The 13,007-nt window shown below is 69.6% G+C and carries 9 protein-coding genes and 1 pseudogene; 7 read left to right on the forward strand and 3 right to left on the reverse strand.

Annotated features, from left to right (window positions below; genetic code table 11):
- Together G4D87_RS21800 and G4D87_RS21805 are read right to left on the reverse strand one after the other, a co-directional pair.
- Window positions 1–3,548, reverse strand: a 3,548-nt coding sequence (locus G4D87_RS21800) for an MG2 domain-containing protein (RefSeq protein WP_240358481.1), incomplete at its 3' end; no start/stop codon positions are given.
- A gap of 48 nt (window positions 3,549–3,596) precedes the next feature.
- Entirely contained in the window at window positions 3,597–4,238 is a 642-nt protein-coding gene (locus G4D87_RS21805; protein WP_163783992.1) for an SAM-dependent methyltransferase, read from the reverse strand.
- 75 nt (window positions 4,239–4,313) lie between these two features.
- On the opposite strand from G4D87_RS21805, the gene G4D87_RS21810 reads away from it, so the two are divergent.
- The 3 genes from G4D87_RS21810 (at window position 4,314) to dctA (ending at window position 6,444) form a co-directional block, all read left to right on the forward strand.
- Window positions 4,314–4,736 (forward strand): hypothetical protein, encoded by a 423-nt coding sequence (locus tag G4D87_RS21810; RefSeq protein WP_163783993.1) that lies wholly within the window; start codon window positions 4,314–4,316, stop codon window positions 4,734–4,736.
- 60 nt (window positions 4,737–4,796) lie between these two features.
- A complete protein-coding gene (locus G4D87_RS21815; RefSeq protein ID WP_163783994.1) occupies window positions 4,797–5,084 on the forward strand; it encodes a hypothetical protein in 288 nt (95 codons plus the stop codon).
- Window positions 5,085–5,154: 70 nt separating this feature from the next.
- Entirely contained in the window at window positions 5,155–6,444 is a 1,290-nt protein-coding gene (dctA, locus tag G4D87_RS21820) for a C4-dicarboxylate transporter DctA (protein WP_205507675.1), read from the forward strand.
- 8 nt (window positions 6,445–6,452) lie between these two features.
- Here the strand turns inward: dctA and G4D87_RS21825 are convergent, their stop codons facing one another.
- Complete coding sequence (locus tag G4D87_RS21825; RefSeq protein WP_163783996.1) at window positions 6,453–7,592, reverse strand: acyl-CoA dehydrogenase family protein; 1,140 nt, start codon at window positions 7,590–7,592, stop codon at window positions 6,453–6,455.
- Window positions 7,593–7,887: 295 nt separating this feature from the next.
- Here G4D87_RS21825 and G4D87_RS21830 point away from each other — a divergent pair, with 295 nt between their 5' ends.
- The 4 genes and pseudogenes from G4D87_RS21830 to G4D87_RS21845 form a co-directional block, all read left to right on the forward strand.
- Window positions 7,888–9,006: an efflux RND transporter periplasmic adaptor subunit gene (locus G4D87_RS21830; RefSeq protein WP_163783997.1), complete on the forward strand. Its 1,119-nt coding sequence runs from the start codon at window positions 7,888–7,890 to the stop codon at window positions 9,004–9,006.
- A gap of 35 nt (window positions 9,007–9,041) precedes the next feature.
- On the forward strand, window positions 9,042–12,182 hold the full coding sequence (locus G4D87_RS21835; RefSeq protein ID WP_163783998.1) for an efflux RND transporter permease subunit: 3,141 nt from the start codon (window positions 9,042–9,044) through the stop codon (window positions 12,180–12,182).
- Entirely contained in the window at window positions 12,182–12,784 is a 603-nt protein-coding gene (locus G4D87_RS21840; RefSeq protein WP_163783999.1) for a MarR family winged helix-turn-helix transcriptional regulator, read from the forward strand. The genes G4D87_RS21835 and G4D87_RS21840 overlap by 1 nt, the downstream gene beginning before the upstream one ends.
- Before the next feature lie 27 nt (window positions 12,785–12,811).
- Window positions 12,812–13,007 (forward strand): annotated as a pseudogene (locus tag G4D87_RS21845) (hypothetical protein); the annotation flags it as partial.

Below are 13,007 nucleotides of genomic sequence, written 5' to 3' on the forward strand. Positions count from 1 at the left end.
CCCATCCCACCGCGCACCATCTGCCGCAGCCTCCGCCCGCCCGGGCCGCCCACGCCAAAGGCCTCCTCGAAGCGCAAGGCGTCCGGCTCGGGCGATGACCAGCTCGGCACCTCGCCATACCGCGTGTTCACCACCCACCGGGTGTCGCCCAGGCGCACCGACGGCCGCAGGTCCACGTAGGCGTGCCGCTGGGGATACAGCGACGCCACGCTGGGCGGCGTCTGCTTCGCGAACAAATCCAGCGACTGGTCATACATGTACGCGAGCAGCTCCGCCGCGCCCGCCTCCACCTTCGCGCCCTTCGGCCCGCGCACCGTCACGCGCCACGTCTCCTTCGCGCCCGGGCGCAGCGTGTCGCGGAAGGTGGCGAACTCCAGCTGCAGCTCCTTGTCGTCCCATGGCACGAAGATGGACTTCGAGAAGAGCAGGAACTGGTAGTCACGCACCGTGGACAGCGCCACGGTGAAGCCGCCGCGCAGCTCCGCCGTCACCGGCACCTCCACCACGCCGGAAGACTGGCCCGCGGTGAGCTCGCGCCGGGAGATGCGCCGCTCTCCCTGGTAGATGTCGAGCAGCAGCGGCTGCCCCTTGAAGCCCGAGACGGCCATCAGCCGCACCACCTCGCCCACCCGCGCCGTCTCCCGTTCGGCCACCAGCATCGCGGGCACCGCGAGGGGCGTCGTCTTCCCGGCCACCAGCAGCTCGCGCCCCACGGTGTACGTCTGACCGAACGCGTCCGTCGTCTCGTAGCGCAGCCGGTACGCGCCCGCCTTGAGCGCCGGCAGCTTCAGCACGGCCAGGCCCTCGGCGTCGTGCCGCACCGAGCCCGTCGCCTGCTCGGCCCCGTCCGTCCAGCCGCGCAAGGTGGACTCCGGCGAGTACGACCCGAACCACCGGGGACGCAGCGTGTCTCCAGGCGTGGGCGTGAACACCGCCTCGGGGTCCTTGGACTCCGTCAGGCTGGAGGGCTCCTCCGCGGGCAGCAGGGGCTGCGCGGGCTGCTTCAGCGCCACCAGCCGCCACGTGCCCGCGCCCGGCTGCGGCGCGCCGTCCAGCGTGGAGCGCGTCAGCCGGACCTCGGCCGCGACGCCCTCGCGGAGGAACCCCGTGTCCAGGTCCACGCGCGCCTCCACGGCGACGAAGCCCAGCCGGAAGGCCCGGCTGGCCGAGCGCGTCTCGCCGCCCTCGTCCGTCGCGTCCGCTTCGATGCGGTAGCTCCACGTCAGCCCCGGCGTGGCCGCGGACCGCTCGTCCGCCTCCGGCGTGAAGCCGATGGTGAAGCCCCCGTCCGCGCCCAGCGGCGACGTGCCTGTCGCCACCACCTGCCGCTGCGAGCTCCCGGACCGCGGGCCCCACCACCACCAGGGCAGCACCGGCTCGCGGTACGCACGCCACCGCACGGAGCCGGACGTCACCGGCATGCCGAAGTAGTAGCGGGCCTCGCCCTGGAACGTCGCGGGCCGGTTGAGGCGCAGCTGCGCCTTCGCGTCCTTCAGCGTCACCTCGAAGGTGGGCCGCTTGTACTCCTCCACGCGAATCCCCGCGCGGCCGCCCGCGCTCACGCGCACGGCCCACGCCCCCAGCATCCGGCCGGTGGGAATCGTGAACTCGCCCGCGGCGGAGCCGAAGTCGTTGGTGCGGACCTCCCGGGACTCCACCACCTGGTGGTTCGGGTCGACCAGCGTCACCTGGAGCGTGCGGCCCGCCAGCGTCTTGTAGCGCGCCTGCTCACCCTGTCCGCGGAAGGCCACCGCCTTCCACAGCACCTTCTGCTGGGGCCGGTACACCGCGCGGTCGGTGAAGACGAGCGCCGAATCGGTGTCCGCGCGCGGATGGCGCACGTAGAACGGCACCTGGCCCGGGTGCAGCAGCGCGTCCCGCCCGGTGCCGGCCACCAGGACGAAGTTGCGGTAGCCCTCGCCCGGAACCGAGTCGAAGGTGGCCGCGCCGTCCGCGTCCGAGAGGACGCGCGCCGCCTCCTTGAAGCCCTGCCTGTAGTCGACGCGGATGAGGCGCAGGGGGACCTTCGGCACGGGCTCGCCGGTGTCCCCGTTCACCAGCCGCACCTCCAGCAGGCTCCCCTTCGAGGGCCGCGTGACCATCACCCACGGCGTCACCGTCAGGTACACCGCGATGATGCGGTTGTTCGTCGCGCGGAAGTCCTCGTGCGCGGAGGCCATGATGACGTACGTCCCCCGGTCCGTGAGCGGCGGCGTGACGAAGGTGCGGTGCTCCCGGAAGTCCTCCGTCTTCGGCAGCGGCACGCTCCAGGTGGCCACCGGCCGCTGGCCCTTCATGAGGGCCTTCAGCTGCGCGCCTTCCGGCATGAGGCTGTAGTCCTTCACCTGGGCCAGCCGCTTCTCCAGGTCCACGGCGTACGCCCGGAAGTGCAGCATGGACACGTTGCGGTGGGTGACCTCGACGGAGCGGCGGCGCGGCCCGTCCGACGCCAGGGCCCCCATGCTGAACTCGGGCGCCTCGATGGCCTTGATGAGCACGCGGCAGCGCCCCGCCCCCTGGGAGTTGGGGTGCGTGACCGCGCACGCCTTCGCCAGCGCATGGGCACGCACGGTGTGGTCCGCCGCTCGCTCCAGCTCCGCGAGCTGCGCCTGCCCCATGGTCGACCAGGGCACGTCGCGGAACGCGGGCAGGAAGGCGGCCAGGTGCCGCCGGATGCGGGTCCGGTCCGCCGTGTCCGTGAAGTGCTGGTGCAGCACCGCGTAGCGCTGCAGCCGGGCCTCCAGCGCCGACTCGCGCCGCCCCGCGGACTGGTGCCATGCCTCCAGGTCTCCGAGCACCGCCGCCACCTTCACCAGCGGATGGACGCCGGGGTCCGTCAGCGTCGCCTTGGGGGTGCCCTCCAGGAGCGCGCCCAGGTCCAGGCGGTACACCTCATGGGCCTGCTCGGGCGGCCAGTGCGAGCTGTCCGCCAGCAGGGACACGCGCAGGTACGACACGGCATCCCGCAGCGTGGAGCGCAGCCCCGCCGGGTAGGTGTTGGGCTTCACGTATTCGGCCAGCGCCTTGAGGGGCTCGCCGCCGAGCTGCTGCCGCTGCTTCCACACCTCCTCGTGGGCCCGCTGGGCCTCGGTGAGAATCTCCGCGTAGGTCCACGCCTTGAGGTCCACCGGCCCGGAGGACGCCACGGCCTCGCGCTGGCGCACCTCCCAGCCGTAGGCCTGCGCGTAGGTGACGAGCGCGTTCGCGTAGAAGAGGTTCAGCGTCGCGCGAGGCAACGCGCCCTTGGGCCAGGGCTGCTCGCGCAGGAAGCGCACCGCCGTCTCGTAGCCATGCAGGCCCGTGCGCAGTTGCACCGTGCGCACCAGCGCGCGCGTCCACTCGGCCTCGTCGCCCTGGGCCTTCGCCCGCGCCAGGCGGGCCTCGGCGGCCTGGGCGGCGGCCTCCAGCTTCTGCGCGTCGACCATCGCGTCGATGGCCTTCCACGAAGGCGGCGCCTTGCCCTGCCCCAGCACGGGCGAGGTCAGCAGCAGCAGGGCGAACAACCAGAAGCGAACGAAGGGTGCGCGGGTCCAGGGGGTCCGGTGCATGTCGGCACTCTAGACACAGCTGGACACCCGAACGTTCCACAATGAACGTCAGTTCGCCTCCGGGGCCTCTGGCGCGCGGCGGCGAAGCCCCACCAGGTAGACCTCCATGCTGGCGCCGCGCGTGGCCTCCGGCCGGACCACCTTCACCTCTTCGAAGAGGGCGCGGACCTGGTTGCGGAAGTCCTCGAAGTCCCGGCCCATGAAGACCTTGGCCACGAAGGACGAGCCGGGCTTGCCCCGCGCCGCGGCCAGCTCCAGCGCCTTGCCCGCCAGCCGCAGGCTGCGCGCCTCGTCGGTGGCCTTGATGCCGCTCGTCTTGGGGGCCATGTCGGAGATGACGGCGTCGAAGGGGCCGGCATGGAGCCCGGCCAGCTTCGCGTCGAAGTCGTCCGCGAGCACGTCCAGCACCGCCGTCTGCACGAAGGGCTGGCTGAAGGGACGGATGGCGACGATGTCCACGCCGATGACGCGGCCCTTGGGCCCCACGGCGTCCGCCAGTATCTGAAGGAAACCTCCCGGCGCCGCCCCCAGGTCGAGCACGACGTGCCCTTTCTTCACCATGGGGAAGCGCTTGATGAGTTCATCGACCTTGAAGGCCGAACGTGCCCGCAGGCCCTCTTGCTTGGCCTTCTGGAAATAGTGGTCTTTAGGACGGTAGGGCTTGCCCATGTCAGGGGGGCTCCCTAGCATCCGCTACTGTCTTCGGGAAGCCGGAGCAGTCTCGGGTGTCGCTGCCCGTGCAACGGCCAGTCCGGAGGACGTAGGATGGGCACGACCCGGAGCGTGATGACGGCGCTGTGCATCTCCCTGCTGTCGGCTGGGGGCGCCGCCTACTGCTATACCCGCGCGGACGCCCTCCAGGTGCGGGGCCAGTGGCTGATGGAGCGCGGCACCGCCCAGGCGGAGGACTACGCGGCCCGGTTCGACGGCGCCGCGGCGGACGCCCAGCTGAAGACGTTCGCGGAGCGCCGGGCCGTCCTGGAGAAGGCGCACGTGTGGCAGCGCGGGATGTTGGTGGGTGTGCTGATCGCCGCGCTGGCCACCGTCTGCGCGTACCTCCTGTTCCTCCTCAAGCGGCTGAACGACCAGTTGCTCGATGCCTCGGGCAGCGGGGCGCACGAAGCCGCCGCACGGGAGTCCGCCTCCCCGGAGCACGTCCAGGCGCTGATGCCCAGTCCGCAGCGCTGAGCGCTCGCCGCGGAGCGGGGCCCGCTGGCACAATGGCGTCCCCGTTTCATGGAGGAGGCCATGCCCGGCTGCGCGCACTGTGGACACCGGCTGGACATCATCGCGAACCAGGTGGGCCGGCGTGATGAGTGTCCCCACTGCGGCGAGGACATCCGCTCCTGCCGCAACTGCCGTCACTTCGACCTGGGCGTGGCGAAGGAGTGCAAGGAGCCCTTCGCCGAGGTGCCCAAGGACAAGGACGGCGCCAACTTCTGTGAGCTGTTCCAGATTGGCGAAGGCGGCATCCATGAAAAGGAGCGCCGGGACACCCTGCTGAGCGCCGCGGAGGCGCTGTTCCGCAAGAAGTGACGCGGCCCGCCGCCAACGAAGCCCCGCGGTGGGGCGCTATAGTCCGCGGCCTCCTGAGAGCGGGGTGCGGATGCGGTGGTTGAAGAATCTGTACGTCCAGGTGCTGCTGGCCATCGCCGTGGGCGTCCTCCTCGGCTGGCTGCGGCCGGACCTGGGCGAGTCCATGAAGCCGCTGGGCGACGGCTTCATCAAGCTGGTGAAGATGATCATCGCACCGGTCATCTTCCTCACCATCGTCGCGGGCATCGCGAAGATGGGCGACCTCAAGCACGTGGGCCGCATCGGCCTCAAGGCGCTCATCTACTTCGAGGTCCTGACGACGCTGGCGCTCGTCGTGGGCCTGGTGGTGGTGAACACCCTGAAGCCCGGCGTGGGGATGAACATCGACCCGGCGCAGATCGACACCTCTGGCATCACCCAGTACCGCGCGTCCGCGTCGCAGCAGGGCACCATCCCCTTCCTCCTGGACATCATCCCGCATGACTTCCTGTCGGCCTTCACCGAGGGGAAGCTGCTCCAGGTGCTGCTCATCGCCGTGCTGACGGGCGTGGCGCTCACCCGCCTGGGGCCCATGGGCCAGCGCGTGCTCGACCTGTCGGATGACCTGGCGCAGGTCTTCTTCGGCATCGTCGGGATGATCATGAAGCTGGCGCCGCTGGGCGCGTTCGGCGCCATGGCCTTCACCGTGGGCAAGTTCGGCGTCGAATCGCTCAGCTCGTTGGGCCGGCTGCTCATCGCCGTCTACGTCACCTGCGCCCTCTTCGTCTTCGTGGTGCTGGGGCTGGTGGCGCGGCTGTCCGGCTTCTCGCTGTGGAAGCTGCTGCGCTACATGCGCAGCGAGCTCTTGCTGGTGCTGGGGACGTCGTCGTCGGAGTCCGCGCTGCCCCGGCTGCTCAAGCGGCTGGAGACGCTGGGCTGCGACAGGGGCGCCGTGGGGCTGGTGCTGCCCACCGGGTACTCGTTCAACCTGGATGGGACGTGCATCTACCTGACGATGGCGGCCATCTTCATCGCCCAGGCGGTGAACGTGGACCTCACGCTGGGTGAGGAGCTCACCCTGCTGGGCGTGCTGCTGCTCACGTCGAAGGGCGCGGCGGGCGTGACGGGCTCGGGCTTCATCACGCTGATGGCCACGCTGGCGGCGCTCAACGGCAAGGTGCCCGTGGAGGGCGTGGCGCTGCTGCTGGGCGTGGACCGCTTCATGTCCGAGGCCCGCGCCATCACCAACGTCATCGGCAACACGGTGGCGACGCTGGTGGTGGCCAGGTGGGAGGGCGTGCGTGACGACACCGTCATGCACGCCGCGCTCGACAGCGGGCCCAAGCCCCTGGAAGGGCTGAGCCTGGGCCACGGCGCCTGAGCGCGCGCTCAGAAGCCGTAGAGCTTGGAGATGATCTCCTTCATCACCTCGGAGGTGCCGCCGCCGATGGTGATGAGGCGCACGTCGCGCCACATGCGGGCGATGGTCGTCTCCTCCACGTAGCCCATGCCGCCGTAGAACTGCTGGCAGTCGTAGGCCACGCGCTGGGCCAGGTCGCCCGCGAACAGCTTCGCCATGGAGACCTCCTTCACCGGGTTCTCCTTCCGGTCGAAGAGGTCCACCGCGTGGTACGTCAGCCGCTTGGCCGCTTCGATGGCCGTCAGGTGCTCCACGAACTTGTGGCGCCACACCTGGAACTTCATCAGCGGCCGGCCGAAGGCCTCGCGCTCGTTGCCGTACTGGATGGAGTCCTCCATCATCCGCTCCATGCCCGCCACCGTGGTGATGGCGCCCACCAGGCGCTCACCCTGGAAGTTGGTCATGATGTGGTAGAAGCCCTCGTTCTCCTCGCCCAGCACGTAGCGGGCCGGAATCCGGCAGTCCTCGAAGTAGAGGACGGCGGTGTCCGAGGACAGGTTGCCCACCTTGTCCAGCTTCTTGGAGACGCCGAAGCCCTTCACGTCCGTGGGGAACGTCACCAGGGAGATGCCGCCGTAGCCGGCCTCGCCCGTGCGCACCGCCAGGGTGATGAAGTCCGCCCGCGTGCCGTTGGTAATCCACATCTTCGAGCCGTTGATGACGTAGTCATCCCCGTCCCGGCGCGCCGTCGTCCTGATGCTGGCCACGTCCGAGCCGCAGCTCGGCTCGCTCACGCCCAGCGCGGCGATCTTCTCGCCCTTGAGCGCCGGCTCCAGGAACTCGCGCTTCTGCTCGTCCGTTCCAATCTCGTTGATGATGGGCGTGGCCATTTGACTCTGCACCAGCAGCGCCATGTTCACGCCCGCGTTGAGGCTGCGGCTCAACTCCTCCGCGAACACCGTCACGTACCAGTAGTCCAGCCCGCTGCCGCCGTACTTCGGGTCATGGCTGATGCCCAAAAAGCCCAGCTCCCCCGCCTTGCGGAACAGCTCCTTGGGGAAGATGCCCGCCCGGTCCCACTCGAGGCCGTGCGGCGTCATCTCCTTCTCCACGAAGCTGCGCACCGTGTTGCGGAAGGCCTCGTGTTCCTCGGTGAACGGGTGCGGCATGGGGTGTCCTTGATGCAAAAGGATTGATTCTTGAATCAATAACAGGGGCCCACAGGTGCCACAAGCGCCACCGCCCAGGCACACAGCGCCCCTCCCCAAGGCCAGGGGACGAACGCACCGCGTCGTGTCATTTTCTCCTGCCCGCTCGGCGGACGGCCGTTAGACGTGCCGGGGAGAAGATAGTCCGCACTCCGGAGTATCCTCTTGACAGACAGTTCAGAGGCTGTAGTTTCCGGGCCGCAGACTTTCCATGTAGAAGCCGGCCCGGAAGTGTCTCCCAGGGGACAAGCGCCCCGTGACCGGCAGGAGCAGGACGACCGTGATTCGACGCATGTGGATGGCCGCGGCAGTGGCAGCGGTGGTGACGACGGGCTGTGGCAAGGCCAGCAACAAGCCGGCCCTCCCCGAGCAGACGGGTCCCGCGGCGTTGGGCGTGCGCGCCATCACTCCGGCCACGGAGCTGAGCGCCGACGTCACCCGCGTGACGGGGCAGATCCGCTCGAAGAACGAGGCGGTCCTGGGGCCCCAGGCGACCGGCACCATCTCGAAGATGAACGTGCGGGTGGGCGACAAGGTGAAGAAGGGCCAGGTGCTGGCGGTGCTGGACGCCTCCAACGTCGCCATCAGCGTGGAGCAGGCGCGCGCCGTGAAGCAGGCGGCGGACGCGGCGCTGGAGCTGGCCACGTCCTCCCTGGAGCGCACCCGGCGGGTGGCGGAGTCCGGCGGGGTGGCCGCCGCGGGGTTGGATCAGGCCGTGATTGGCCAGAAGCAGGCCGCCGCCCAGGCCGCCCAGGCCGCCGCCGGGCTGCGGCTGGCGGAGGAGATGCTGCGCGACCACTCCATCACCGCCCCCTTCGACGGCGTCATCACGGCCCGCACGAAGAACATCGGTGACTCGGTGGCGATGACGCCCTCCACGCCCGTGTTCAGCATCGTCGACACGACGGGGCTGGAGGTCCGCGCGCAGGTCCCCGAGTCCGTGGTGGACAAGGTCCGCGTGGGCAGCAAGACGCAGGGCACGTTGAGCCCTAGCGGCGCGCGCTTCGACGTACAGGTGTCCGTCGTGGGCGCGGTGGTGGACGCCTCCAACCGCACGGTGGAGGTGCTGGCGGACGTCGTCGGCGAGCCCTCCACGGCGCTGCGCCCCGGCGCCCTGGTGGAGCTGGACTTCTCGAGCGCGGGCGAGGCCGACGACAAGGGCCTCTTCCTCCCCACCCAGGCGGTCAGCGCCCGGGGCCAGGAGGGCTTCGTGTGGGTGGTGCAGGACGGCACGGTGCGCAAGCGGGATGTGCGCGTCGAGCGAGTGCTGCCTGGTTACGTCCGCATCCTCCAGGGCCTGGCGGTCGACGAGCGCGTGCTCGCCGACTCCTCCCTGGACGTGAAGGAGGGCACGGCCGTCCGCGTGGTCCAGTGACGCCTGCCCTCCCCTCTCAAGTTCGGAGCCCCTGAATGCTCAAGACATTCATTACCCGCCCTGTCTTCACCGCGATGCTGATGCTCGCGGTGGTCGTTTTTGGCGTCAATGCCTACCCACGCATCGGCGTGGACCAGTTCCCCGACGTCGAGTTCCCCGTCGTCACCGTCACCACGGTGCTGCCCGGCGCGGACCCGGAGTCGATGGAGAAGAACGTCAGTGATCCGCTGGAGGAGGCGCTCAACACCCTCAACGGCGTGGAGCAGCTGCGCTCCATCAACCTGGAGAGCGTGTCCCAAATCGTCGTCCGCTTCACCCTGGACACCAAGGTAGACGTGGCGTCCCAGGACGTGCGTGACCGCGTCCAGGCCACGCTGAGCAAGCTGCCGGCGGAGATCGAGACGCCGGTGGTGGAGAAGTTCGACATCGGCGCGGCGCCCATCATGACGCTGTCGCTGTCCGGCGCGCTCCCCATCGAGGAGATGACGCGCGTCGCCGAGGACGTGGTGAAGCCGGCCCTGCAGCGTCAGCCGGGCGTGGGCAGCATCGACGTGGTCGGTGGCCGCGAGCGCGAAATCCAGGTCGTCGTGGATCCGGAGCGGCTGCGGGGCTTCGGGCTGGCCGTCAGCGACGTGAGCCAGGCCGTGAAGGCGCAGAACCTGGACGTCCCGGGTGGCCGCACCATGGACAGCGGCCGTGAGCGCGTGGTGCGCCTGACGTCCGAGGCCAAGAGTGTGGACGAGCTGCGCAACATCATCATCGCCAGCCCCAACGGCGCGCCGGTGCGCGTGCGCGACGTGGCCGACGTGGTGGACGGTCCGGAAGAGGCGCGCTCCAGCGCCAAGAGCGGAGACCGCAGCGCCGTGGCGATGGTGGTGCGCAAGCAGTCCGGCTCCAACACGGTGCAGGTGGCCGAGTCCATCAAGGAGTCCCTGGGCGAGGTCAACAGCCTGCTGCCCGAGGGCGTGCGCACGGAGATGGTGACGGACAACTCGCGGTTCATCCGCTCGTCCATCGCCGCGGTGCAGTTCGACCTGGTGCTCGGTGGCTTCCTGGCGGTGCTCATCGTGCTGGTGTTCCTGCGCAACCTGAACTCCACGCTGGTGGCCGCCATCGCGCTGCCGGTGTCCGTCGTCGGCACCTTCGCCGTCATGGCGGCCCTGGGCTTCACGTTCAACATCGTCACGATGCTGGCGCTGACGCTGTCCATCGGCCTTCTCATCGACGACGCCATCGTGGTCATCGAGAACATCGTCCGTCACCTGGAAGAGGGAAAGACGCCCATGGAGGCGGCGCTCGTGGGCACCGGGCAGATTGCGCTCGCGGTGTTCGCCGTGACGCTCGCCATCGTCGCCGTGTTCATCCCCGTGGCCTTCATGGACGGGACGATGGGCATGTTCTTCTACCAGTTCGGCGTCACGGTGGCCGTGGCGGTGCTCATCTCCTACGCCGTGTCCATGACGCTCACGCCCATGCTGTCGTCGCGCATGCTGAGTCACCATGGCAGCCCCACGGGCATCTCCGCGGCGGTGGAGAAGGTGCTGGTCGCCACGGAGACGGGCTACCGGAACATCCTGGCCAGCATCCTGCGGCACCGGGCCATCACCCTGGTGGTCGCCGTGGCGGTGCTCTTCCTCACCCTCTTCATGGCCGGCTTCCTGAAGTTCACGTTCATCCCGGAGCAGGACAACGGCAACATCAAGCTGGCGGTGGAGCTGCCCATCGGCTCCACGCTGCAGGAGACGCAGGCGGAGCTGGACGCGCTGGACGCGCAGGTCCGCGCCCTGCCCGGCATCGACTCCACCTTCGCCACCGCCGGTGGCGGCGTGCAGGAGGAGGTGCACAAGGGTGAGCTGCTCATCAACCTGGTGCCGCTCAAGGACCGCGCCTTCAACCAGGGCGAGCTGAAGACGTACCTGCGCGGCGCCGTCAAGCCTCGCAGCGGCGTCACCGTCACGGTGCAGGACATCTCGGCCGTGGGCGGCGGCGGCGCCCGCACCCAGCAGATCCAGTTCAACATCCGCGGTGACGACTGGGACGAGGTGGTGAAGTCCGCCGACAAGGTGCAGGCCGCCATGCGCCAGAACCCGGGCCTGGTGGACGTGGACATGACGTACCGCTCCGGCAAGCCGCAGTACGACGTGAAGGTGGACCGCGAGCGCGCGGCCAGCCTGGGCGTCCCGGCGGCCTCGCTGGGCGCCACGCTGCGCGCCTTCCTGGGTCGCGACAAGTTCGGCGACTACCGCGAGGGTGGCGAGACGTACGAAATCAAGGTGGCCCTGCCGTCGCGGACGCTGGCCTCCGCCGACGCGCTGGGCAAGCTGACCGTGCGCAGCACCACGGGCCAGCTGGTGGAGCTGCGCAACATCGCGACCATCACCCCGGCGGACGGCCCGGTGCAGATCGACCGCGAGTCGCAGAAGCGGCAAATCACCCTGCTGGCGAACCTGGCCTCGGGCTACGCGCTGAGCGACGGCATCAACTTCCTCAACGCGTACGCGGAGAAGGAGCTGCCCAAGACGGTCATCTACGACTTCGAGGGTAACGCGAAGGAGATGGGCAAGGCCGTGGCGGCCTTCGGCTCCGCCCTGCTGCTGGGCATCATCCTCATCTACATGATTCTCGCGGCGCAGTTCGAGAGCTTCATCCACCCCTTCACCATCATGATGTCGCTGCCCTTCGCCCTCATCGGCGCCATTGGCGGGTTGCTCATCACCGGTCAGTCCATGTCGATGTTCGCCCTCATCGGCATCATCATGCTCATGGGGCTGGTGGTGAAGAACGGCATCCTCCTGGTGGACTTCACGCTGCAGCTGCGTGAGGAAGGAAAGACGGCGACGGAGGCCCTGCTCCAGGCGGCTCCCGTGCGACTGCGTCCCATCCTGATGACGACCATCGCAATGATCGCCGGCATGATTCCGGTGGCGGTCGCCAAGGGTGACGGCGCGGAGACGCGCGCGCCCATGGCCATCACCATCATCGGCGGGCTGGTGACGTCCACGTTCCTCACGCTGGGCGTGGTGCCGGTGGTGTACTCGCTGATGGATCAGCTCACCGAGAAGTTCAAGCGGCGCAAGGGTCCGGACGCGACCTCCGGCACGCCGCACGCGGTGGGTCCGAAGCACGGCGCCGAATCGCCTTCCGTGGCCGCCGCGGCCCGGGTGGAGACCGCCTGATGCGGCGACCGGAGGACAGGCCGGCCGCGCTCGCGAACCGGCGAGGCGACCCGGGCGCGGAGGGACAGGACCTTCCCGAGGACGGTGGCTCCGAGGAGAGCCACGGTCTGCTGGAGGAAGACGTCGGAGCCTCCACGCCCGAGTCGCGGCGCCTCCACGAGCTGCTGATTGAGTTCAGCCGCTACCGCTCCCTGAAGAACCCGCTGGCGGGCATCTGCGAGGACCTCCAGCTCACGCCCACGCAGATGCATGCGTTGTCGTGGCTGGGCAACGACGGTCCGGTGCAGGTGGGCGTCCTGGCCCTGCGGGTGGGCATCACCCGGAAGACCATCACCGGCGTGGTGGACCGCCTGGAGAGCATGGGCCTGGTGGAGCGGACCCGCGACGTGGAGGACCGGCGCGCTGTCGTCGTGCGCCTCACCGAGCAGGGCGGCAGAGTCTTTTCCCGCATCGACCGGGGCCTGGACGCGAGCCTGCGGCGCGTGCTGAGCCTGATGAGCTCCGATGACCGCGACGCCGTGTTCGGCATCCTGGAGCGGATGCTGGCGCGCCTGACGGCCGAGGCGGAATCGGCGGCCGGCGGCGACTCGCAGACGAGCTGAGCTTCTCCCCCCCACGCGCGCCGGCCCATGCTTCGGACCGGCGCGCGTGAGATGCTGTGGGCCCCGGATGCACACCGCATGACGATGACCCCCATCCTCCTCGTGAGCCTCGCCGTGGGACTGGGCGCCGCCGCCCCCACGGACGCGCGCGTGGAGGTGACGCGGCCCGCGGTGGCCCCCACCGCCGTCCACCTTCGGGCCCTGTCTCTTATACCCAACGGAG

This window comes from Myxococcus vastator, assembly GCF_010894475.1.
In the GTDB taxonomy this organism is placed as follows: Bacteria; Myxococcota; Myxococcia; order Myxococcales; family Myxococcaceae; genus Myxococcus; species Myxococcus vastator.